Source organism: Nitratireductor soli, from assembly GCF_001050155.1.
GTDB lineage: Bacteria > Pseudomonadota > Alphaproteobacteria > Rhizobiales > Rhizobiaceae > Nitratireductor > Nitratireductor soli.
Window position 1 is genome coordinate 126400 of sequence record NZ_LFVY01000008.1, and the last position, 22430, is coordinate 148829.

Consider the following 22430-nt stretch of genomic DNA (forward strand, 5'->3'; position numbering starts at 1 on the left):
GACACGTGTCTGCGCTGTTGTCCGTCCAGTCGCTCCATGTGCAATACGGCGCCGTTCACGCGGTGCGCGGTATCGATCTGGACGTGCGTGAAGGAGAAATCATCGCGCTCCTGGGCGCCAATGGCGCAGGCAAGTCCTCGACGCTCAACGCGCTTGTCGGCCTTGCGCCGGCCAGCCAGGGCAAGATCGTCTTCAGGGGGCAGGACGTGACCGGCAGCGCGCCGGAGCGTTTCGCCGCGCTCGGCATGACGCTGTCGCCCGAGGGGCGGCGCGTGTTCGGCACGCTGAGCGTGCGGGAAAACCTGCTCATGGGCGCCTACAGCATGCGCGACAAGCCGGCCGTCAAAACCGCCTGGGAACGGGTGTTCGACCTGTTTCCGATCCTGCGCGAGCGCCGCGAGCAGTTTGCCGGAACGCTGTCCGGCGGCCAGCAGCAGATGCTGGCCGTTGGCCGTGCGCTGATGAGCAATCCGCGCCTTCTGCTGCTTGACGAACCGTCGCTGGGGCTTGCGCCGAAGATCGTCGAGCAGATTTTCGAGCTGATCACCGTGTTGCGCAAGCAGGGTGTGACGATGGTGGTTGTCGAACAGAATGTTTCGATGGCGCTCGAGGTCGCGGATCGCGGTTACGTGCTGGCCAACGGCCGCATCGCCGCGTCCGGCACTGCCGCCCAGCTGCGTAATTCCCAAACGCTGCAAGCTGCCTATCTGGGGGCCGATTAATGGATCTGTTTCTACAGCAAACCGTCAATGCCTTCGCATTGGGCGGGACCTATGCGCTGCTTGCGCTCGGGCTTGCCATGGTCTTCTCGACGATGGGACTGATCAATTTCGCCCATGGCGAGCTGATGACCATCGCCGGCTATATCCTGATGGCCTGCGGACTTGCCGGCGTTCCCTTCGCGCTGTCCGTTCCGCTTGCCATCTGTGCGGCGGTGATCGCCGCCGTCGCCATGGAGCGCATCGCCTTCAGGCCAGTGCGCAATGCTTCGGGCGCAACCATGCTGGTGACCAGCTTCGCGGTGTCGATGATCCTGCAGGTCCTGTTCCAGAACTTCATTTCCGCACGGTCGCAGGCGGTGCTCCTGCCGCAGGTCCTTTCCGAAAGCGTGCGTTTCGGCGGGCTGGTGATCGGCGTCAACAAGATCGCCGCCATCGCGACGACCATCGTCATGCTGATCTTCCTCGACCGCTTCATGAAGCATCATCGCGTCGGCATCGCCATGCGCGCGGCCGCCGAGGACTTCTCCGTCGCGCGCCTGATGGGCATTCGCGCCAACACGGTGATCGCCGGCGCCTTCGCGTTGTCGGGCTTCCTGGCCGGGGTCGCCGCCGTGCTGTGGGTGAGCCAGCGCGCCTCGGTCGACCCGCTGATGGGCTTCACGCCGGTTCTCAAGGCGTTCATCGCGGCGATCCTTGGCGGTCTCGGCTCGCTGCGCGGCGCGGTGGCGGGTGGCTTCCTCCTGGGTTTCATCGAAATCTATCTCGCGGCCTACCTGCCGCAGGGAATGCAGGAGTTCCGCGATCCCATCGCCCTTTGCCTGGTCGTTCTCGTGCTGATCTTCCGCCCGAACGGCCTGATTCCGTCGCCAGCCCTCAAGGCGGAGAAAGTATGAGCCTTCACACAAGCGTCGGGGAAAGCGGCCGTCTTCTGACGCCGCTTGACCCGAACCCGGTCACCATCATCAACCAGGAAAGCAGCTTTCCGGTCCTTCTGGTCTGCGAACATGCCGGCAAGGCGGTTCCGGCGGCGCTTGGCAAGCTCGGCCTGGCCGACGGGACGCTCGACGCGCATATCGGCTGGGACATCGGTGCCGCCGGCGTCACGCGGCTCATGGCCGAGCGGCTTGACGCGCCGGCCGTGCTGCAGAGCTACAGCCGCCTGGTGATCGATTGCAATCGCCCGCCCAATGCCCCCGATGCGATGCCGGAGGTGAGCGACGGCGTGACGGTTCCCGGCAACCGGGGGCTGACTGCCGAGGCACGGGCGCGCCGCACGCGGGAAATCTTCGAGCCGTTCGATGAGACGGTGGCGTCCATGCGCGCGGCGCCGCATTGCCGGGCGCTTTTCTCGATCCACAGCTTCAACCCGCAGCTTCAGGACGGGGTGTTGCGCCCCTGGCAAATCAGCTTTCTCTACCGCAAGGACGCGCGCACGTCGGAGCGCCTGCGCCAGCTCGTGCTCGAATACGGGCCGGGACTGACCATCGGCATGAACGAGCCCTACACCATCGATGACGAATCGGACTGGTTCGTGCCGCGCCATGGTGAGCAGAGCGGCCTTCCGCACAGCCTGATCGAAATCCGCAACGACCTCATCGCAGATGCCGCCGGACAGGCAGAATGGGCGACCCTCCTGTCCAGGGTCATGCACCACTTCGTAACGGAGTTATAGGAATGCAACTCACGCGCAACGTTCCCATCGTGCCCGCACAGGCCGCTCTTCTGTACGTGGATGTGCAGAATTTCAGCGCTCACAAGGACGGGGCCGAATTTGCCGGTCTCGACGAGAAGACCTTCAACGAGAAATATGGCTGGTACTTCGATCGGCTGGCAGGCGACGTGATCCCGCGCATGCAGAAGCTGCAGGCGGCTTGCCGCAAGGCCGGCGTCGAGGTGATGTACACCACCATCGAGAGCCTGACGCTCGACGGACGCGATCGCAGCCTCGATTACAAGATCACCGGCTTCAACGTGCCCAAAGGCTCGTGGGACGGCAAGGTGATCGACGAGATCGCGCCGGGTGAGGACGAGATCGTTCTGCCGAAATCCTCTTCCTCGGTCTTCGTCTCCACCCACATCGACTATATCCTGCGCAATCTGGGTGTGAAGCAGCTCATCATCTGCGGGCTGATCACCGATCAGTGCGTGGAGAGCGCCATTCGCGACGCCTGCGACCTCGGCTATCTCGTGACCCAGGTGACGGATGCGTGCCTGACCTACAGCCAGGAACGGCACGACAATTCTGTCCGCACGATCAAGGGCTATTGCCGCCAGATGACGACGGCGGAACTCGTCGGCGAGCTTCAGTCAAACGCTGTGTGAGGTTTCATTTCGGCGGCTTGCGCGCCCGGCCGCGCCGTGAAACGGATACCCCGCATAGGCCGGACGACCATCGGTGGACGACAATCTGCGCGCCCTGCTCGGCGCGCCTGGGAGGTTAGGGCGAATGACCGCAATTCTCGACACGGTTCCGCGCTTTTCGGACGATGAGGCCCGCAAGCTGCTGGCCGATGTCTATGGCATCGAAGGCACGCTTTCGGCGCTGGAAAGCGAACGGGACCAGAACTTCAAGGTCGAGACGCTGGCGGGCGTCCATATCTTCAAGATCGTCAATGCGGCCGAGCCGACGGCGGAAAGCGATTTCCAGTCCGCGCTCCTGCAGCATATCAATCGGCACGCGCCGGACCTGCCGGTGCCGGCCCTCCTGCCGACGCTGACGGGCGAGGTGCTCGGCACGGTCGTTACGGACGGCGGCGCTTCGCACCGCCTGCGCCTGGTGAGCTGGATCGACGGCACGCCGCTTGCCGAAGTGCCGCGCAGCGAGGCAGCCATGCGCAGCCTCGGCGAGCTGCTTGGCCGGTTCAACGATGCGCTGCGTGGCTTCATGCATCCCGGCGCGGTTCGCTCGCTGGACTGGGACCTGCGCCTTGCCGGCAACAGCCGCCTCCGGCTGGACATGATCGAGGACGCGGACGACCGCGCGCTCGCCCTGCGTTTCATCGAGCGCTTCGAGACCGCCGTCGTGCCCCGGCTTTCGCGTCTGCGCGGCGGCGTGATCCACAACGACGCCAATGACTGGAATGTGCTGGTCGATCCGGCCGATCAGACGAAGATCTGCGGCCTGATCGATTTCGGTGATGCGCTCTACAGCGCACTCATCTGCGAGGTGGCCATCGCCGGCGCCTATGGCGCCCTCGACTGCGAAGACCCGCTGGGCGCCATCGGTGCGCTGGCGGCGGGCTTCCACGCCCACCATCCTCTGCAGGAGGACGAAGTCGATCTCCTGTTCGACCTCGTCGCAATGCGGCTCGTCACTTCTGTAACCATCTCCGCCAGCCGTCGGGCCGAAGTGGTCGACAATCCCTATCTCGCCATCAGCGAACGGCCCGCTTGGGAGCTTCTGCGCCGGCTCGGCGCGATGGACCGGCGGATCGCCACGGCCGTCCTGCGCAATGCCTGCGGCTTCGAAGCGGTGTCGGGCGCGCGGGCGGTGAAACAATGGCTCGCGGACAACCGCCGCGTCTTCGCGCCGGTGCTTGCCCGGCCGGCGGCCAATTATCCCATGGCCCGCGTGCCGCTTGGCGATCCCGCCGATCCCATCGCAATTGCCTCGGCCGAGGAACGGCCCGACGAGGCGCAGGCGCTGTGGGAAGGGACGGTGGGCGACGCGTCGCGTATTCTGGGCATCGGCCCATGGGGCGAAAAGCGCGGCGTCTACACCAGCGATATCTTCGAATCCAGATTGATCGCCGGTGAACGCCGCCGGCATCACCTGGGGCTCGACCTGTTCCTGCCGGCCGGCACCGCGCTCAATGCGCCGTTCGCCGGGACGGTGCGCGAGGTGAGCGTCGAGGCGGCGCGTCTCGGCTATGGTGCGGTCATTGTGCTGGAGCATGAGCCGGAAGACGGTCCGGCCTTTCTGTCGCTCTGGGGCCATCTCGCCCATGAGGTGTCGAGCCGGCTGAACGTCGGCGACCGGGTCGAGGCGGGTGCGTTGCTCGCGCATATGGGCGGGCCGGGCGAGAATGGCGGCTGGATGCCGCATCTGCATCTGCAGATTTCCTGCGACCGGACGATGAGCGCCGGCGACATTCCGGGCGTTGGCGAGGCACGCTATCTTGAAACCTGGGGTGAGCTTTTTCCCGACGCGGGCGATTTTGCCGGGCTGGCAACGGTGGATGCTGGCCTGCTGTCGAGGGCGGAGATCGTTGAGAAGCGCCAGTCGCTTCTCCTGCCGAACCTGTCGATCTCCTATGAGGAACCGATCAAGTTCGTGAAGGGTGAGGGCGTCTGGCTGATCGATGACCGCGGCCGCGCCTATCTCGATTGCTTCAACAATGTCTGCCATCTCGGCCATTGCCACCCGGCGGTCGTGCGGGCGCTGTCGACGCAGGCGGCGAGGCTCAACACCAACACGCGCTACCTGCACGACAACATCGTTGCCTATGCCGAGCGGCTGACGGCGACCATGCCGCAGGAACTCGGCATTGCGGCCTTCGTGAACTCGGGCTCGGAGGCAAACAGTCTGGCGCTGCGCATGATGCGGACGCATACGGGCCGGGAGAATGCCATCGTTCTCGACTGGGCCTATCACGGCACGACGCAGGAGCTGATCGATCTCAGCGCCTACAAGTTCCGTCGTAAAGGCGGGCAGGGCATCAGACCGCATGTTCATGTGGCGGAGCTGCCGGACGCCTATCACGCGCCCGCCGACTGGCCGCAGGAGGAAATGGCGAAACGCTTTGCCGAAAGCGTGGCGCAACAGATCGACGCCATGGCCGCAAAGGGCAATGCGCCCGGCTTCTTCATCGCTGAATCCATCCCCAGCGTCGCGGGGCAGGTGTTTCTGCCGGAAGGCTATCTGGATGAGGTCTACCGCCTGGTGCGGGCGGCCGGCGGCATCTGCATCGCCGACGAGGTGCAGGTGGGCTTCGGCCGCGTCGGCAGCCATTGGTGGGCCTTTGAAGCACAGGGCGTGGTGCCGGATATCGTCACTGTCGGCAAGCCGATCGGCAACGGTCATCCGATGGGCGCGGTGGTCGTGCGCCGGGAAATCGCTGAATCCTTCCAGAACGGCATGGAGTATTTCAACACGTTTGGCGGAAACCCGGTTTCCTGCGCGGTGGGTCTCGCTGTTCTCGACGTGATCGAGGGCGAGGGGCTCCGGGAGAATGCGGCGCGGGTCGGCGACCATCTGCTGGCCGGCTTCGCCGAACTCCAGAAACGCTATGCCGTGATCGGCGATGTGCGCGGCATGGGGCTGTTCCTCGGCATCGAGCTGGTGGAAGACCGCGAGAGCAAGGCGCCCGCCACGGCAACCGCACGCGCCATATGCAACGAGGCGCGGGCGCGGGGCGTGTTGATGGGCACCGAAGGGCCGCATGACAATGTGTTGAAGATGCGCCCGCCGATGATCTTCACCGAGGCGAATGCGGATCACCTGCTTGGTGTTCTTGAGGAAAGCTTCGCGGCGGTGACGAGGGCCGGCCAGAGCGTTTTGCCGTCAGGTGGAAGCACCTGACGTCCGCATAAATGCGGAAGACAAAGAGACAGGCCGGTTCAAAGTTTCGTCGATTCAGGTTCAGACACGACAATGGTCTTGCTCGGTCGAAAGCGATAATCGCCTACTTCGCTTCTCTATCCTGCCAGTCTTTCGGCAGGTTCGGTTCCTGCACCAGCGGGGCCAGGAGAACCTTGCCGTAGATTGGGCCGTGACGCTTGCGTTGTTCTGGATCTTCCGTGAAGGACAGTGCGTACTGGCCGATCTGGTGGAAATAGGTCAGCCGCGCGCGCACCAGGCCTTCCTCCGGTCCATAGCCCATCGCGCGGAAGGCGCGTTCGAGGAGCTGGATGCGGAGGTCGTCCATCTCGGCGACTTCCTTGCCGAGCGTTTTCAAGACGCGGGACCAGTCGCGCACGGCAAGATCCAGCAGGGGGCTGAAGGGGTTTTCGTCCACCCAGATATGCACAATCTCGGTGAAGAACTGAAGGCCATCGACATCGATGATGTCGCGCTTGGCCTCGAAGGGTGCGCAATTGGCCCGGCGCCATTCGTTCAGCAGCTCGTCGTGGAGATCCTTCAGGCTGGAGAAGTGAAAGTAGAAGCTGCCGCGCGTCACCTTGAAGTGGCGGGCGAGGCGGTCGATCTTGACCTCGGCGATGCCGCGCTTCTCCAGCACCTTCCGGGCGGCCTTCACCCAGGCTTCGCGGCTGAGCGTCCGGCGCTGCGAAGTCTTCGTGTCCGGCGCGGATTTCGATGTCTTCTTCCTTGCCACGGGCTGCCTCCACTCCGGTCGCGTTTCGCGCGCCGCACTTATGGGAACCGGTCGATTCCTTTCTCGTCGCCCGGGTCTGCGCTAGCAGAAGTCGAGAGCCCGGTCATCCGTAAACTCCAGAGCAACCCGTGCATCCGCCCCGACGCACAAGGGCTGACATTTATCGCTGCAACGCATCGGGCCGATGCGCTACGGCAAGGCGCTGATGCGCTCCAGCATCAGGTCGAAGAACGGGGCCGGGTCGATACGCCGGAGCACCTTGACGTTCTTCGGCTTGCCCGTGACATGCCACCAGTCGACAACGGTCATGCCGATGGTCTCGGGTGAGGAAATGTCGACGGTCACATAGCACTGGCGCTGCTCATAGGCATTCGGGGCGAGCAGGTAGCCGGTGACGCAGGCGTCGTGAATCGGCCGCGCTTCCGTCGGGAATTTGTGATCGCCATACTGCCGGTAGAAATCGGCCATGTTGGCGGCCTCGACCGCGGCGCGGCTGCCGGTGGCGCGCAATGCGTCCAGCCATTGCGGCGTCATCTGCGCGGTGTAGGTGCAGTCGATGGGCGCCATGGTGACCGGCGCGCCGGAGTGGAACACCTTGTGGGCGGCGTGCGGGTCGACAAAAATGTTGAACTCCGCCGCAGGAGTGGCGTTGCCGCCTTCGAAGAAGCCGCCGCCCATCAGGACCACTTCGCGCAGCCGGGGAACGATGCGGGGCTCCATGGTCATCGCCACGGCGAGGTTCGTCATCGGGCCGAGCGTGCAGACGGTCAGCTCGCCTTCGGCCGCGTCCATGATCGTGCGGACGAGCCAGTTGACAGCGTGTTCGTCCTGCATCGGTGTCGTCGGTTCGGGGAGTTCCGCGCCGTCGAGGCCCGTTTCGCCGTGGACATATTCCGCCGTCATCAGCTTCTTCACCATCGGCGCGGCGCAGCCGGCGAAAACGGGGACGTCCGGGCGGCTCGCAAGTTCAACCACCTTGAGCGCGTTCTTCGTCGTCAGCGCAAGCGGCACATTGCCGCCAACAGTGGTGATGCCGACCACTTCGAGCTCTTTCGAAGAACCCAGTGCGAACAGGATCGCAAATGCGTCATCCTGTCCGGGATCCGTGTCGATGATGATTTTGCGTGGCGCCATGTCGGTGTCCCGTTTCGGTCTGATTCGGCTATTGCCGAGCACAATCTGATATGCATAAATACAGTACTGTATCGTATCTTCAAGCTGGGATGACTGCCATGTCCACGAGCGCACGCGGTGAATTTTCCGAGATTCCGGTTCTCGATGTTTCGGGTCTTTACGATGGCGACGAGGCTGCCTTGCGCGCGGTTGCGTCGACGCTGCGCGGCTATCTGGAGAACATCGGCTTCCTCTACATCGTCGGTCACCGGATTCCTCAGGAGGACATCGAGGCTGTACGCGAGGCGAGCAAGCTGTTCTTCGCGCTTCCGGAAGAAGAGAAGCTGAAGCTGCGGATCGACAAGAATTTCCGCGGCTATCTGCCCTTTGCCGGCTCGACCATCGTCACTTCGTCCGTTGCGGCAGTGAGCAAGCCCAACCAGAGCGAATCGATCTTCTTCATGCATGAGGTTGACGCGAACGACCCGCGCGCGCGCGCCGACAAGCCGCTGCAGGGCCCCAATCAGTGGCCTGAGGAAACCTCGCTGCCCGAATTCCGCCAGACGGTCGAGCGCTACGTCGACCAGATGAACACGCTGGCGCGCAAGATGATTGGTGCGATCTCGATCTCGCTTGGCCTGTCGCCGGACGAGCTGAACAGCCATTTCGACGATCCGACCACCTTCCTGCGGCTTCTGCACTATCCCACGCAGCCGGTGGAGGAGGGCCTGTTCGGTTCCGCGCCGCATACGGATTACGGCTTCATCACGCTGCTCGCGCAGGACGATGTCGGCGGGCTCGAGGTCAAGAACAAGGCGGGCGACTGGGTGCCTGCGCCGCCGATCCCGAATTCCTTCGTGATGAATGTGGGTGATATTCTCGCACGCTGGTCGAACGACGTCTTCGTCTCGACGCCGCACCGGGTGATCAACCGCTCGGGACGCGAGCGCTACTCGCAGCCCTTCTTCTTCGATCCATCGATGGAAGCGCTGATCGAGGCGCTGCCGGCCTGCTTGGGGGAAGGTGCTGCGCCGAAATACGAGCCGGTGCTCTATGGCGACTACCTGATGGAGCGCATCGACAAGAACTATCACTACCGCAAGAAGAAGGCTGCGCAGGACGCCGCAGGGAGCTGATCTGTTCGTGCGCGAACGACCATGACCGTCCCACAGGGCGGTCATGGTCGTGTGCAAAGGGATTATGCCGTGCGGGCTTGGGCATATAAAGAACAGGTCCAGAGGAGAACGGGTATGAACAAACATGTTTCGCATCTGGCGGGGCTCGGCCTCGCCGCAATGATCGCCGGCTGGAGCGCTTCGGCGGCGGCGGACATCCCGAAATCGCCGGAAGTCGAGGAAAGCGGCAAGCTGACGATCGCCAACACGATCGATTTCGCGCCTTTCGAATATATGGATGCCGAGGGCAAGCCGACGGGCATCATCATCGAGTTGGCCGGTGAGGTCGCCAAGCTGGTGGACGCCGAACTCGACGTGCAGCGCACGCCGTTCCCCTCGATGATCCCGGGGCTGGCGGCGGGACGCTTCAAGATCGCCTGGGAGACATTCTCGGCCAATTCCGATCGCCTGAAACAGGTCGATTTCGTGATGTTCATCAAGGCGGGCATCGCGGCCTCCACCTCGCCGGAGAAAAAGAACGAGTTCACCGGCGATCTGCCGCTGTGCGGCAAGCGCGTTGGCGTGTCCGCTGGCAGCGCCTCCGACTTCCTTGTCGACACGCTCAACGCCGAGTGCGCGCAAGAGGGCAAGGAAGCAATCGACAAGTCGGTCTTCAATTCCTCGACCGACATCATTCAGGCCGTGCTCGCCGACCGTATCGACGCGCGCATGGACGATGCCACCGCCTCCAGCTATTTCGAGGTCACGAGCAAGGGCAAGCTGGTCGTTCTGCCGACGCTTTACGACGTCGCGCCGCTTGGTCTGGCGATCGCGAAGGGCGACAAGCCAACCGCCGACATGATGGTTGCGGCACTCGCCGAGCTGTTTGAGAACGGCACCTATCGGTCGATCCTGGAGAAGTACGGAATGGGCGCCTACGAGATCAAGGAACCTTATTTCGTCGGCGATATGGAGGCATTGCGGGCCGAATGATCGGCCTGTCGCCCGCTGCAGTGAATTTGGAGAAACGATGAGCAAGGTCGACGCGAGCGAGGCCCGAACCCAGCCATCCTCCGGGGGCGGGGAGGTCGGCCGTCTGGTCGTCGTGCCGCGCCGCAGTTACGGGATCTGGATCGGCACGGCGCTCACCCTGGTGCTTTCGTTCTTCATCCTACGCGCCTTTGCCGTGAACCCGGCCTTCGGATGGGAGACAGCCGCCGGCTATCTCTTTCATCCATCGATCATGAGCGGTCTTCTGAACACGCTGATCCTTACGGTCGTCATCATGGCGCTGGCGATCATCATCGGCACGATCGTCGCGATCATGCGCGTTTCGCCGAGCCCGGTGCTGCGCAGTTTCGCCGGCGCCTATGTATGGTTCTTTCGCGGCGTGCCGGCGCTGATCCAGCTCATCTTCTGGTTCAACCTGGCGCTTCTGATGCGTGAACTCTCGCTGACGCTGCCCTTCGTGGGCGAGGTGTTCTCGATCCGCACCAACGACTTCATGACGCCGTTCTTCTCCGCCGTGCTGGCCCTTTCGCTGTGCGAGGCGGGATATATGGCCGAGATCATCCGCGCTGGCATCAAGTCCGTCCCTTCGGGCCAGTCGGAGGCGGCGCGCGCGCTGGGCATGCCGTACCGCAACATCCTGACGCGCATCGTGCTGCCGCAGGCGATGCGTTTCGTGGTGCCGCCGACGGGCAATGAGGCGATCAATCTTCTCAAGCTGACCTCGCTGGTGACCTTCATCGCCGTCGATGACCTGTTCTATTCGGCGCAGTCGATCTACGCGCGCACGTTCGAGACCATTCCGCTGCTCATCGTCGTCGCCTTCTGGTATCTCGCCGTGGTGTCGATCATGTCGGTCGGGCAGCACTTCCTCGAGCGGCGTTTCGGCCGCAGTGAAAGCCGCAGGGAGCCCCGGGTCGCCCGGGTGATCCGCAACGCATTCGGGTCGCGCCCGAAGGGAGCCGCGACATGAGCAATACGCCATCGGAAAACCGTGCCCGGTTCGGCGTGCCGGCGGACTCCATGGTCTTCGCGCGCGGTGTGCGCAAATCCTACGGCACGCTGGAAGTGCTGAAGGGGGTGGACATCGATGTGCCGGCCGGTTCGGTCGCCTGCATCATCGGGCCGTCCGGTTCCGGCAAGAGCACCTTCCTGCGCTGCATCAATCATCTGGAGAAGCTGACGGGCGGTATCCTGCTCGTCGACGGCGCGTTTGTGGGCTACGACCTGCGCGACGACCGGCTCTACGAGGTGAAGGATGACGAGCTTTGTCAGCGGCGCGCCGAGATCGGCATGCTGTTCCAGTCGTTCAACCTGTTCTCGCACATGACGGTGATCGAGAACCTGATGGAGGCGCCGGTTCACGTCCGCCATGTTCCTGTCGATCAGGCGAAGGCCGAAGCGTTGGAACTGCTCAGCCGCGTGGGTCTTTCCGACAAGGTTGATCGCTATCCGCGCGAGTTGTCGGGGGGCCAGCAGCAACGTGTGGCGATTGCCCGCGCCATGGCGATGAAGCCCAAGGTGCTCCTCTTCGACGAACCCACCTCCGCGCTCGATCCGGAACTGGTGGGCGAGGTTCTACAGGTCATGCGCGACCTTGCCGAAACCGGCATAACGATGGTCGTGGTGACGCATGAGATCGGCTTTGCCCGCGAAATCGGCGACCAACTGATCTTCATGGATGACGGCGTGATCGTCGAACGCGGGAACCCGCGCGAGATGATTGCCGACCCGCAATCGCTGCGCACGAAGGAATTTCTGTCCAAAGTGCTTTGATAGGAGCTCGCGCGTGACCGTTCTTCGGTGCCATGACGTGTCATCATTCTTCGTTCTTCGGAGCAGACTTCAATGTTCAAGACGGGGACCCAGACCCGAAGGTTCGAGCATTGCAGCTCCCTGAACTGATGTGGGCCTTGCCTTGCGAACTGCATACTGGCCTGCCCCCTGCAAAGTGGTGACGCCCGATACCCCTTCCTGAGGGCCTGATGCGTCGCCACCAGGAGGATGCCCGAGGCGCCTAGGCGTTCTGACAGCCCAAACTGCTGTTGCCACCGCCGATGAAGTGAAGGATCTGCGCTGCGCGGCCAGCGCCTTGAAGGAATGCGTCGCCGACCTGACACTCGAGAATCGACTGCTCAAGAAAAGCATGACCGCGGATGAGGGCGACGACGAATGAGGTATCCCGCACCCGAGAAGCTCAAGATCATCAGGATCGTCGAGCAGTCGCACCTGCCGCCCGCAAAACGCTGGAGCAGTTGGGCATCCCACGCCGGACCTTCCGTCGCTGGTATGACCGCTATCTGGATGGGGACCCGAAGCGCTGGAAGATCGACCTTCGGCGCTGAGCCGGGTGTGGAACCGTGTTCCGGCGGATATCCACGACCAGATCATTGAACTGGCACTGGATCAATCCGAGATCTCCACGCGGGAACCGGCGGTGCACTTCACCCACGAGAAGTGCGACTTCGTGTCCGAGGCCACGGTTCGTTTCCTGCTGAAGGCCCATGATCTGACTACCAGCCCAGCCTATGTGGTGATCAAGGTCGCTGATGCGTTCCATATCAAAACGAGACCCCCAACGAGATGTGGCAGACCGACTTCACCTACTTCAAGATCATCGGGTGGGGTTGGATGTGTACCTGTCGACCGTGCTCGACGACTTCTCGCGCTATATCAGCGCCTGGAAGCTGGCACCACCCGTGCGTGCCGAGGATCTCACCGATACGCTGGACACAGCGCTGGCAGCGTCAGGCTGCTACCATACCCACGTCCTCACAGACCCTGACTGCTCAGCGATAACGGCCCGAGCTAAATCGCCGGGGATCTGGGGGAGAATACAGAGACACAGCGCATGAGCCATGTGCGTGATGCCGCAGGAGGGGTGAACGGTCTTGAACCACGCTTACTCACCTCTTGCGGCAATCTTCGACAAGCCTTGTCAAAAGGTCGTGCGCCACAGCGCGCATCGGTTCGTTTCTGCGATGGAAGGCGACCAGAGCAATGGGCGCGATATCGGTGATCGCCAGCATCTTCAACCGGTCGTGCCTGTGACGTGTGCCGGTAAACTCATCGACGATTCCGACGCCGCCACAGGCTTCCACCAGGGGGCAGACGGTGGAGCAAAACGGCACATCGCAGGCCAGTTCGAACGGCAATCCCTGTGCTCGATACGCCCGCTCTATGGCCGCGCCCATCGGCGACCAGTTGGGATCGTAGCAAACCAGTTTTTCACCGGCGAGCCTGGCTAGCGTGACCTTGTCCTGCGCGGCCAATGGGTTGTCTGCCCTGACCACTGCGACGAGTGCCACCTTTGCCAGGACGATGGCCTGAAAATGCGTCTTGGCCGGCACCGCCATCTGCAGGCCGAGATCGGCCCGACCAGTGCGCACATCGTCCTCGGGTTCGCTGACCCGCAGTCGCATGCGCGCCTGCCAACCTTCATAACCCGCCCTGCTGAGCCTTGGCGCGAGAAAACTTTCGACAACCGCCGGGGTGGCGGAAATGGACAGTGGACTTGCCGCCGAGTTGCGCAGTGTTTCGACCCGCTGCAGCAGGTCGAGATGGGTCGAGAATATCGGCATTGCTTTCTCGAAAAGCGCCGATGCCTCGGCCGTCGGCTCCAGCCGGTTGCCGGCCCGGTGGAACAGCGCAAAGCCCAAACGCGTTTCGAGCCGTTTGATCTGCGCGCTGACACCAGGTTGCGAAATGCCCAATACCCGGGCTGTTTCGATGGTGGTTCCGACCCGCATCAACGTGCCGAACAGCTCGAGTTCGCGAAAATTCATTATCAGCCTGCTGATAGAAGCAATATTCTTAATCATTATACAGGTGGTCGGCGTCGGGTCTATCGTTCCCGTTGACTGGCGGGCGCCGTGGCAAACGGCTGCTGTCGGGTTCAATCGCAAGATTGCCATTCAGGGAGGAACAAAAATGAACGGACCATTCAGGTCTCTGCTCGTCACGGGCTGCATGATGCTTACAGCGGGCATGGCGCAGGCCGAGACGCTGCGCGTCGCGATGGGCGTCGATCCGGTATCGCTGGATCCGATCGCGACCAGCGACAACGCGTCGATCTGGACGCAGCTGCTGATCTACGACACGCTGATCCGGCCCAGCAAGGACGGCAAGGAGCTGGAACCGGGGCTGGCTGAATCATGGGAGGTGTCCGAGGACGGGCTCACCCTGACGTTCAAGCTGCGCGACGCGCAGTTTTCCGATGGCACGCCCGTCACCGCCGGGGATGTGCAGTTCTCGCTCGAGCGGGCCGCATCGGAAAAATCCGGTTGGGCCGGGTTTTTTCGTCCAATCACCGGCTACGAGATCATCAATGACCGCGAGATCGCGCTGAAGCTGGACAAGCCCTTTACCCCTGCGCTGAACAACCTCGCCATGTTCTCGGGCGCGATCCTTCCCAGGAAGCTGGTCGAGGAACAGGGTGACGACTTCTTCTCCGATCCGGTCGGTTCGGGGCCATATGCTCTTGCCAAGTGGACCCGCGGCTCGAAGATCGAGCTCGAGGCGAACCCGCATTACTGGCAGGAGGGCAAGCCTTATATCGAGAACGCCGAACTGGACATCGTGACCGAAGGATCGGCCCGCACGATCAAGCTGGAAGCGGGCGACGTGGACGCCATCATCGACCCACCGCTGAACCAGATCGAAGCGTTGAAGGCAAAGGATGGCATCGCGGTGGGCACGGCAGTGCCGTATCGGTCGGACTTCGTGCAGTTGAACACCACCAAGGCGCCGTTCGATGATGAAAAGGTGCGCCGCGCGCTGAACATGGCCGTCGACAAGAATGCGCTGATCCAGGGGGTGCTTTACGGCGCCGGCAAGGTCGCCGCCAGCGCAATGCCGCCGATGGCCTATGCCGATCTGGATCTTGCGCCTTATGCCTACGATCTCGACGCTGCCAGGGCACTGCTGGACGAGGCCGGGCTGGGCGATGGCTTCGAGGCCGAACTGCTGGTCAATTCCGGCATGGCGGCACATCGCAACGTTGCCGTTGCGCTGCAGGCAATGATGCAGCCCCTGGGGATCAAGCTGAGCATCCAGATGGTCGAAAGCGGCACCCATTGGGAAACCACCAAGGCCGGAAACTACGAGATGTCGGTGTCTTATGCGACATCCGATACAATCGACCCAGACCAGCTGATCGGGTTTCTCGCCGTCAACCCCGAGCGCGCCAACGCCTATCACACAGAATGGAAAAGCGAGCGTCTGAACACGCTTTACCAGGAGGAGCGCGTCACCGGGAACGGCGAGAAGCGCGGCGCGATGTTCCGCGAAATGGTGCAGATCCTGCACAACGGCGCGCCCTATATCTTCCTTTACCACCCGGCCTCGGCCTGGGCGACGCGGGACAATGTCGAAGGCTTCGAAATCCTTCCGACATCGAATTTCCGTCTCGAAGATGTGAAATTCACCGACTGATCGGCATGTCTTGATGCAGGGTCGGCGCCACTTGCCGGCCCAGCGTCCCCGCCCTCATAAAACCTTCCGACCGAGAGGGCCCGCCAATGCTGCGATCCATTCTACAGCGCCTCATCATGCTGATTCCTGTGCTGATCGGCATCACGCTGCTGGGCTTCCTGCTGCTGCAGGTCGTGCCGGGCGATCCGGTGGAGCGGGCGATGGGCACCCGCGCCAGCGCCGAGGAAATGGCGGCGATGCGCCATCAATGGGGTCTGGACCAGCCGATATGGCAGCAATATCTGCTGTTCCTGCGCGATTGCGTCACCGGCTCGTTCGGAACGTCGCTGTTCCACAAGCTCCCCGTGTCGACGCTGGTGCTGGAGCGGCTGCCCTTCACGCTGGGCATCGTCGTCTACTCGACGCTGCTGGCGTTGGTGGTCGCGCTGCCCTTCGCCATCCTCGCTGCCCTCAAGCGGGGCGGCGCGATAGACCTTGCCATCAGGCAGCTCTTTGTCTTCGTCATTGCGCTGCCGCCCTTCTGGCTCTCCTTCGTGCTCATCCTGTGGCTGTCGCTCAGCCTCGGCCTCTTTCCAACGGGCGGGATCGGCGAGGGGCTGCTGCAGAATATGCACCGCCTGTTCCTGCCTTCGCTGGTGGTCGGGCTTTCCACGGCGGCGCTGATCCAGCAAAGCCTGCGCGCCACGCTCATCGAGACGATGTCGGCCGACTATGTCGATACGGCCCGCGCCAAGGGTCTGTCGCGCGTCCAGGTGTTTACCAGGCACATCCTGCGCAACAGCCTGATTTCCACCATCTCGATCGTCGGTGTGCGCATCGGCTGGATCATCGGAAGCACGGTGGTGGTGGAGAAGATCTTCTCGGTCCCCGGCCTCGGCAGCCTGCTGATCGACGCGATCGTGTCGCGCGATTTCCCGGTCATCCGGGGCCTGACCGTCATCTTCGCGATGCTGGTGGTGGTGGTGAACCTCTTGACCGATATCGCCTATTCCATCGCCGATCCGCGCGCATCCCTGGATTGAAAGAGGGCAGATGATCTTTCTCGGAAAATTCTGCCGCAATCTGTCGGGCCTTGCGGGGCTCGCCATGCTCCTCGCGTTGCTTCTGGCCGTGCTGCTGACGCCGATCCTGTCGGCGCATGATCCCTATCAGCTCGATTTTGCCGCGGCGCTTCAGCCGCCGTCGGGCACGCATTGGTTCGGCACGGACAATTTTGGGCGCGACATCTTCACCCGGGTGATCGCCGGTGCGGTTTTTGACCTGCGCCTGGCGCTGATCTGCGTGTTCGGGCCGGCGGCGATCGGCGTCGTGATCGGCCTTGTCGCCGGGTATTTCGGTGGGGTGGTGGACTCGGTGCTGATGCGGCTGACCGACATTGCATGGGCCTTTCCGTTCTATGTGCTGGTGCTGGCCATCGTCGGCGTCCTGGGTCCGAGCGAGACGAACCTCTACATCGCGTTCTTCCTGGTCAACTGGATCGGCTACGCCCGGATCGTGCGGGGCGAGACGCTGGTCGCCGCGCAGCTCGAATATGTCGAGGCCGCGCGCGTGCTGCGCTATGGCAGCCCGCGCATCCTGTTTCGCCACATCATGCCCAACACGATCACACCCGCGCTGGTCTATTCCATGTCCGACGTGGTGTTGACCGTGCAGGCCATAGCCGCGCTGTCGTTCTTCGGTCTCGGGGTGCAGCCTCCCGCGCCGGAATGGGGCCTGCTGATCGTCGAAAGCATCGACTACATGCGCGAGGCGCCGTGGATGACCCTGTTCCCCGGTCTTGCGCTGGCCTGGGTCGGGATCGGCTTCTCCCTGGTCGGTGAGGGTCTCTCATCCGCGCTGAAACCGGAAGGGTAGATCATGCCGCTTTTGTCCGTCCGCAACCTCGTCACCGAGTTCCATGGCCGCCAGGGCGTGGCCCGTGCCGTGGACGATGTCAGTTTCGATATCGAGCCGGGTGAGATCTTCGGTATCGTCGGCGAGAGCGGCTGTGGCAAGTCGGCCACCTGCCGCTCCATCATCAAGCTGTTCGGCGGTGCCCGGGCACGGATCGCGGGCGGCAGCATCGAGATGGACGGGGTCGGCAATCTGGTGGAACGGCCCGAGGCGAAGATGCATGAGGTCCGCGGCAGCAAGATTTCCTTTATCTTCCAGGACCCACTGACCGCGCTCAACCCGACGATGCGCGTCGGTCGGCAGATCGCCGAGGTAATCCTGCGGCACGGCAAGGTGAGCCGCGCCGAAGCGCGAGAGCGCGCGGTGCAGATGTTGCGCGACGTCAAGGTCACTTCGCCCGAGCGACGCATGGAGGCCTATCCGCATGAGCTGTCCGGCGGGCTGCGCCAGCGTGTCGTCATCGCTATGGCGCTGGCCCTGCAACCGCCGCTGATCATCGCCGACGAGCCGACGACGGCACTGGACGTAACGGTGCAGGACCAGATCCTGCGGCTGCTGCTCGACCGGCGCGCTGAGACGGATACGGCGATCATTATGGTGACGCATGATCTGGGCGTCGTGGCCGAGGTCTGTGACAGGGTGGCGGTGATGTATGGCGGACAGATCGTCGAGACCGGCACGACGGACGAAGTGCTGCACGAGGCCGCGCATCCCTACACGCGGGCGCTGCTGGCCGCACTGCCCTCGGCGGCGATGCGCGGGCGCAAGCTGACGCCGATCGAGGGGATGCCGCCCAGCCTGATCGCGCCGCCGCCGGGATGCCGCTTTGCCCCGCGCTGCGCGCATGCGCATGACGCCTGCCGCGCGGCGCGCCCGCCCCTTGCGCCGCGCGCCGGCGGCGCACCGGGCCATCGTGACGCCTGCATACTGGATCGCGTGCAATGACCATGCTGGAAGCCAAATCCGTCTCGCGCAGTTTTGTCACCCGTCGGGGGATGCTTGACATTTTGATGCGCCGCCCGCCCGTGGTGCTGAAGGCGGTGCGCGGTGTCGATCTGGCGGTCGAGCGCGGTGAGACGCTGGGCATCGTCGGTGAGTCCGGCTGCGGCAAGAGCACGCTGGCGCGCATGTTGGTCGGCCTGCATCCCTGCACCGAAGGGCAGGTTCTGCTGGACGGCATGCCGATGTCCGGGCCCGACCCCGACGGGCGTATCCAGATGGTGTTTCAGGATCCCTATTCATCGCTCAACCCGCGCATGACCATCGGCGCGCTGTTGTCCGAGGCCATCGCCCACTATCGCCCCGAGGTGACACGCAAGGAGCGCTTGGACGAGGTGGCGAGCATCCTGCAGAAGGTCGGCCTGCCGGGCGAGGTGGCGAGGAAATACCCCCATGCCCTTTCCGGCGGCCAGCGCCAGCGCGCCTCCATTGCACGCGCGCTCTGCCCCAAGCCGGAAATCCTGGTCGCCGATGAGCCCGTCTCGGCGCTGGACGCGTCGGTTCAGGCCAACATCATCAACCTCTTCGAGCAGCTCAAGCACGATGAGGGGATCACGGTCGTGTTCATTTCGCACGACATGCAGGTGATTGCGCATCTGTGCGACCGTGTCGCCGTCATGTATCTGGGCGAAGTGGTCGAACTGCAGAGTGCCAAGCCCCTCTTCGACGCGCCGCTGCATCCCTACACAAGGGGCCTGATCGCCGCCGTGCCGCAGATGGATCGAACCCGCCGCGAACGCATCGCGATGGACGGTGAGATGCCGGACCCCTTCGATCTGCCGGAGGGTTGCCGGTTCGCGGGACGATGCCCGCTGACCGAAGATCGATGTGCGCAGCCGCAGGCCTTGCGGCCGGTAGCGGGCGGACTGGTGCGCTGCTGGAAGGCGCCGGTTACCCAATCATAAGAATGAGAGAAGCATGTTTTTTGAGCAAACGAACGCCTGGCACGCGCTTGGATCGCGCATCATCGATGACGTGGAAACCCGCTACGGCAGGGATGGGCTGACACGCGACAAGTTCGGCCTCGTCATCGTGGAGGAAACCGCCGCGCGGCCCCGGGGCTTCTCGCACCGCGGCGACTGGCGCTGTTATCCATGCAGTCTGGTCAAGGCGTTCCATCTGGTTCATGCGTTGCACGCGCTGGAAGGAGGCCGGCTTCACGCCCATGACGAGCTGGACCGCGCGATGCACGACATGATCGTATGGTCTTCGAACACGGCGACCAACTACGTGATCGACCTGTTGACCGGAACCACCGGCGACACGCTGCTCGATCCCGCCGATCTTGCCGCGTGGATTGATCGCCGCGACGAGCTTAACCGCTTTTTCCAACGGCTTGCCTGGCCGGAATTCGAGCACTGCAACATAACGCAAAAACTGATGGACGACACGCGATATGGGCGTGAAGCGCAATACGCCGGCTTGGAGGGACGCAACCTCAACGCTCTGACACCACTGGCGGCCGCGCGGCTTTTCTACGAATTGTTTGCCGGGGATATCCCGCTGGGCGTCAAGACCCGCCAGCGGGCGCAGGACATTCTGATGCGCGAACGCGAAGGCCGGAAATCGAAAAGCCCGCATTACCAGGTCGAGGATTTTCTCGGGGGTGGCACGCCGAAGGATGCGAAGATCTGGAGCAAGGCAGGCAAGAACTCGTGGACGGGCGACCCGCATGCATCGTACTTCAAGCACGATCTGATACGCATCGTTCTCCCTGCAGGGCCCCCGTTTATCCTGGCGTTGATGACACAAGGAAAAACGGTTTGCGAAGACAAGCTGCACGTGTTTCCGGAACTTGGAAAGCTGATCCTCGATACGGTCACCGGCAGAACCGCTTAACCCGGCAACACCCTCGTAGCAGATCAGCCGGCTTCTCCAAGTGCCTCGGCGGCTCAACTCCACTGACAGAGGTCGGTTTCTATGGAGATGGCGATCTCAAAGGTGCGTTCGTTAGTGAAGCCGACATTGCGGCGGTGTCGCTGCGAGCGCTCGACGACCCACGGGTGGAGAACAGGAGAATTCGGATCATCCAGAACACAACGACCCAGAACGAGATCATCGACCTGTGGTTGCGAATGAGCGGCGAGTGCGGTGAGATAGTCCTCGTGACCACCAATGACCTGGGGGCCATGATCGATAGTCCCGACGTCGCCACTCACGAGCCCCCTGCGCAATGTCCTCCAGCTCATGCGCGTCATGTGGGTGCGGCGGAGACGCGCTGAATTTCCATCCCGGTTGACGACGCTGGACGGCTTCGGGACCGGGCCGGACCACGAAATGGACCGGGTGCGCCTGGACGAACAGATGATGGTTTAAGAGCGTTCGCTTGTCGGGGAAGCCGGTACTTTGATGCTGGGGCCGGATGACCTTCGGCGATCTCGCGGGAGATTGATCGCAATTGGCAAACGAAGCCGAGCTGCAGACTGGCGATCTGTCGAGCCTCGACGATATGCAGCGCGCCTACGCACGACGGCTCGACGCCATGAGAAAATCGTGGCCTCGGGTTTGCGCAATGTGGACGGGTGGCGTGACAGCGGGACGCTGTCTTCCACCAACGAGAACGACATCAGCGGGCTGAAGCGCGAGCCGGGGGCGACTTCATCATCCACGGCAGCGTCGGCATTGGCCTGCCGGGAACCAATTCTTCATCGAGACCAAGATCTGGATCAGCGACTACGGCTACGACGAGATGCTGCTCGCGGATGGTCGGGTTCGCGCGGTCGGCATCAGCCCGTCATGTTTCTCTTTTCCCGTTGAAGTAGGTCGCCTGGCTGATCCTCTTTCGAACGATCCAGTTTGCTGGGATCAGAGCAAGAGTAATTCGGGAACTATCATGAAGCATGCGACCGACCTGCTACATTTTCTCGATGCCGATCTCGACGCTTTCAGAGCGATACTGCACACTGGGTGCCGTGAAAGTGCCGGTTGAGTTCCCGTCAACACGCTGGGAAATAATCGAGTGGGAACGGGGCAATAGGACGCTCGCGGCAGGCGCTCGGGATCGCATCACCAGATCAATAGCTTGTGGGCTGACTGTTCGAAACGGATGGGTACCATCTGTTGCGGTCAGACCACTAGCGCCGCACGATGACCTCGGCGCCGATGGCCACTTGATCGTACAGATCGATGACATCGTCGTTTGTCATGCGGATGCAGCCGGAGGAGTTTGCCGTGCCGACGGTCCATGGCTGGTTGGTGCCATGGATACGGTAGAGCGTCGCGCCGATGTAAAGCGCCCGCGCTCCCAGCGGATTGTTCGGACCACCTGGAACATATGCCGGCAGAGAGCGCCCCTTGGCGCTCTCGCGTTGCCGCATCTCTGCTGGAGGTCTCCAGTCGGGCCATTCCCGCTTGGCGGAAACGCGATCCCGACCGGACCAGTTGAAGCCCTCCTTTCCGACACCGATGGCGTATCGAAGGGCTCTGCCCTCGCCGAGCACGTGGTAAAGGCGCCGCTCCGACGTGTCGATCAGGATCGTTCCCTTCGCATAGGGTTCAGCAAAGGCGACGTTCTCGCGCGGCAGTGGAACATGCGCCGGCGCATTGGACGGCTCCGCTGCCAGCCTCTCTCCCGAGGGCGCGATGACTGTTCGTTCGGCCGGATCATAGGCCCAGGTTCGGGGGTTGTAGCGCGCGTCGGATTGCGCGCTGCTGTCTTCGGCCACGACGAGGATGGACAATGCCATGGTCAGGACCGTCAGCCACCGCCACCCCGCACGCCGCTGCGCGGCGATTCCTGATCGGATTTCGCGATTGCAGAGCCGGTGACGGCCGTTGCCCTTTGTCATGGCGACGAATGTCCTTTCACGGATTGCAACAGCGCGAACGCGCTGCCGACCTGCGCTTGCCGGCCAAGTTGGGCAACAGGTTGC

20 protein-coding genes and 1 pseudogene are annotated in these 22430 nt (G+C 63.0%); 16 read left to right on the forward strand and 5 right to left on the reverse strand.

The window, feature by feature from the left end; genetic code table 11:
* The first annotated feature begins 14 nt into the window (after window positions 1–14).
* The 5 genes from AB843_RS11675 to AB843_RS11695 all read left to right on the forward strand — a co-directional run bounded on the left by AB843_RS11675 (window position 15) and on the right by AB843_RS11695 (window position 6243).
* The gene (locus tag AB843_RS11675; RefSeq protein ID WP_048647134.1) at window positions 15–722 is read left to right on the forward strand and encodes an ABC transporter ATP-binding protein; all 708 of its coding nucleotides are present in this window, start codon (window positions 15–17) and stop codon (window positions 720–722) included.
* The gene (locus AB843_RS11680) at window positions 722–1615 is read left to right on the forward strand and encodes a branched-chain amino acid ABC transporter permease (RefSeq protein WP_048647026.1); all 894 of its coding nucleotides are present in this window, start codon (window positions 722–724) and stop codon (window positions 1613–1615) included. Before AB843_RS11675 ends, AB843_RS11680 begins: the two co-directional genes overlap by 1 nt.
* Window positions 1612–2394, forward strand: coding sequence for an N-formylglutamate amidohydrolase (locus tag AB843_RS11685; protein WP_048647027.1), 783 nt, complete (start codon window positions 1612–1614; stop codon window positions 2392–2394). Before AB843_RS11680 ends, AB843_RS11685 begins: the two co-directional genes overlap by 4 nt.
* A gap of 2 nt (window positions 2395–2396) precedes the next feature.
* On the forward strand, window positions 2397–3044 hold the full coding sequence (locus AB843_RS11690) for a cysteine hydrolase family protein (protein WP_048647028.1): 648 nt from the start codon (window positions 2397–2399) through the stop codon (window positions 3042–3044).
* A gap of 124 nt (window positions 3045–3168) precedes the next feature.
* Window positions 3169–6243: an aminotransferase class III-fold pyridoxal phosphate-dependent enzyme gene (locus AB843_RS11695; RefSeq protein WP_048647029.1), complete on the forward strand. Its 3075-nt coding sequence runs from the start codon at window positions 3169–3171 to the stop codon at window positions 6241–6243.
* 103 nt (window positions 6244–6346) lie between these two features.
* On the opposite strand, the gene AB843_RS11700 is transcribed toward AB843_RS11695, so the two are convergent.
* The gene (locus AB843_RS11700) at window positions 6347–6997 is read right to left on the reverse strand and encodes a TetR/AcrR family transcriptional regulator (protein ID WP_048647030.1); all 651 of its coding nucleotides are present in this window, start codon (window positions 6995–6997) and stop codon (window positions 6347–6349) included.
* Window positions 6998–7186: 189 nt separating this feature from the next.
* Window positions 7187–8131 (reverse strand): nucleoside hydrolase, encoded by a 945-nt coding sequence (locus AB843_RS11705; protein WP_048647031.1) that lies wholly within the window; start codon window positions 8129–8131, stop codon window positions 7187–7189.
* Between the two features lie 98 nt (window positions 8132–8229).
* Here AB843_RS11705 and AB843_RS11710 point away from each other — a divergent pair, with 98 nt between their 5' ends.
* The 5 genes and pseudogenes from AB843_RS11710 to AB843_RS24975 all read left to right on the forward strand — a co-directional run.
* Window positions 8230–9246, forward strand: coding sequence for an isopenicillin N synthase family dioxygenase (locus AB843_RS11710; RefSeq protein ID WP_048647032.1), 1017 nt, complete (start codon window positions 8230–8232; stop codon window positions 9244–9246).
* 114 nt (window positions 9247–9360) lie between these two features.
* Window positions 9361–10218, forward strand: coding sequence for an ABC transporter substrate-binding protein (locus AB843_RS11715; protein WP_048647033.1), 858 nt, complete (start codon window positions 9361–9363; stop codon window positions 10216–10218).
* A 37-nt stretch (window positions 10219–10255) separates the two neighbouring features.
* Window positions 10256–11206, forward strand: coding sequence for an amino acid ABC transporter permease (locus AB843_RS11720; RefSeq protein ID WP_048647034.1), 951 nt, complete (start codon window positions 10256–10258; stop codon window positions 11204–11206).
* Window positions 11203–12009 (forward strand): amino acid ABC transporter ATP-binding protein, encoded by an 807-nt coding sequence (locus AB843_RS11725; protein WP_048647035.1) that lies wholly within the window; start codon window positions 11203–11205, stop codon window positions 12007–12009. The genes AB843_RS11720 and AB843_RS11725 overlap by 4 nt, the downstream gene beginning before the upstream one ends.
* A gap of 235 nt (window positions 12010–12244) precedes the next feature.
* Window positions 12245–13105: pseudogene (locus AB843_RS24975) on the forward strand (DDE-type integrase/transposase/recombinase); the annotation flags it as partial.
* A gap of 34 nt (window positions 13106–13139) precedes the next feature.
* Here the strand turns inward: AB843_RS24975 and AB843_RS11740 are convergent.
* Complete coding sequence (locus AB843_RS11740) at window positions 13140–14132, reverse strand: LysR family transcriptional regulator (RefSeq protein ID WP_244467960.1); 993 nt, start codon at window positions 14130–14132, stop codon at window positions 13140–13142.
* Between AB843_RS11740 and AB843_RS11745 the strand changes: the two genes are divergently transcribed.
* The 6 genes from AB843_RS11745 to AB843_RS11770 all read left to right on the forward strand — a co-directional run bounded on the left by AB843_RS11745 (window position 14062) and on the right by AB843_RS11770 (window position 20397).
* Window positions 14062–15666, forward strand: coding sequence for an ABC transporter substrate-binding protein (locus AB843_RS11745; RefSeq protein WP_244467961.1), 1605 nt, complete (start codon window positions 14062–14064; stop codon window positions 15664–15666). The two genes, AB843_RS11740 and AB843_RS11745, sit on opposite strands and share 71 nt — an antisense overlap.
* 86 nt (window positions 15667–15752) lie before the next feature.
* Window positions 15753–16688, forward strand: a complete 936-nt coding sequence (locus AB843_RS11750; protein WP_082143796.1) for an ABC transporter permease — start codon at window positions 15753–15755, stop codon at window positions 16686–16688.
* A 10-nt stretch (window positions 16689–16698) separates the two neighbouring features.
* A complete protein-coding gene (locus AB843_RS11755) occupies window positions 16699–17520 on the forward strand; it encodes an ABC transporter permease (protein ID WP_048647040.1) in 822 nt (273 codons plus the stop codon).
* A 3-nt stretch (window positions 17521–17523) separates the two neighbouring features.
* A complete protein-coding gene (locus AB843_RS11760) occupies window positions 17524–18504 on the forward strand; it encodes an ABC transporter ATP-binding protein (protein WP_048647041.1) in 981 nt (326 codons plus the stop codon).
* On the forward strand, window positions 18501–19463 hold the full coding sequence (locus tag AB843_RS11765; RefSeq protein ID WP_048647042.1) for an ABC transporter ATP-binding protein: 963 nt from the start codon (window positions 18501–18503) through the stop codon (window positions 19461–19463). Before AB843_RS11760 ends, AB843_RS11765 begins: the two co-directional genes overlap by 4 nt.
* A gap of 70 nt (window positions 19464–19533) precedes the next feature.
* Window positions 19534–20397 carry a serine hydrolase gene (locus AB843_RS11770; protein WP_244467962.1) on the forward strand — a complete coding sequence of 288 codons (864 nt, stop codon included), beginning with the start codon at window positions 19534–19536 and terminating at the stop codon, window positions 20395–20397.
* Window positions 20398–20450: 53 nt separating this feature from the next.
* On the opposite strand, the gene AB843_RS26330 is transcribed toward AB843_RS11770, so the two are convergent.
* Both AB843_RS26330 and AB843_RS11780 read right to left on the reverse strand, forming a co-directional pair.
* Window positions 20451–20717, reverse strand: coding sequence for a hypothetical protein (locus AB843_RS26330; RefSeq protein ID WP_342021927.1), 267 nt, complete (start codon window positions 20715–20717; stop codon window positions 20451–20453).
* A gap of 915 nt (window positions 20718–21632) precedes the next feature.
* Window positions 21633–22346 carry a L,D-transpeptidase gene (locus AB843_RS11780; RefSeq protein WP_053086124.1) on the reverse strand — a complete coding sequence of 238 codons (714 nt, stop codon included), beginning with the start codon at window positions 22344–22346 and terminating at the stop codon, window positions 21633–21635.
* Window positions 22347–22430: the final 84 nt, after the last annotated feature.